1 protein-coding gene is annotated in these 668 nt (G+C 65.9%); it reads left to right on the plus strand.

Features of this window, described 5'->3' with window-relative positions; genetic code table 11:
• The coding region (locus AC1DQ3_RS36625) for a calcium-binding protein (protein WP_477124965.1) at window positions 1–668 on the plus strand (668 nt) is incomplete at both ends.

Below are 668 nucleotides of genomic sequence, written 5' to 3' on the forward strand. Positions count from 1 at the left end.
AGGCGCTGGTGCAGGTCGCCAGCGCGGACAACGACACGCTGCACGGCTATGCCACGGCGGACACGCTCTTCGGGCTGGCTGGGGACGACACGCTGTACGGGTATGCTGGCAACGACACGCTCGATGGTGGCGATGGTGCCGACACGCTGAATGGCGGTGCTGGCGACGACACGCTGTTGGGTGGCGCACAGAACGACACGCTCAATGGCGAGGCCGGGGCCGACGTGCTGCTCGGCGGCGAAGGCGATGACCGGCTGTCCGGTGGTGGCGGCAATGACATCCTGGATGGCGGTGCAGGCAACGACTCACTCGACGGCGGCACCGGCGACGACGTCTATCTGTTCGGCCGCGGCTCGGGCAAGGACACCATCTCCAGCGCCGACACCACGGCAGGCAAGCAGGATGTCATCCAACTGGGCAATGGCATCACCACCGACGATGTGAAGGCCGTGCGCGAAGGCAACAACCTGGTGCTGACCCTCAAGGGCAGCGCCGATATCCTCACTGTCGCCAACTACTTCTACAACGACGCCACCTACGGCTACCAGGTCGAGCAGATCCGCTTTGCCGATGGCGCGATGTGGGATGTGGCCGCCATCAAGGCGCTGGTGCAGGTCGCCAGCGCGGACAACGACACGCTGCACGGCTATGCCACGGCGGACACGCTC

It is taken from the genome of Cupriavidus sp. 01T418 (assembly GCF_056398885.1).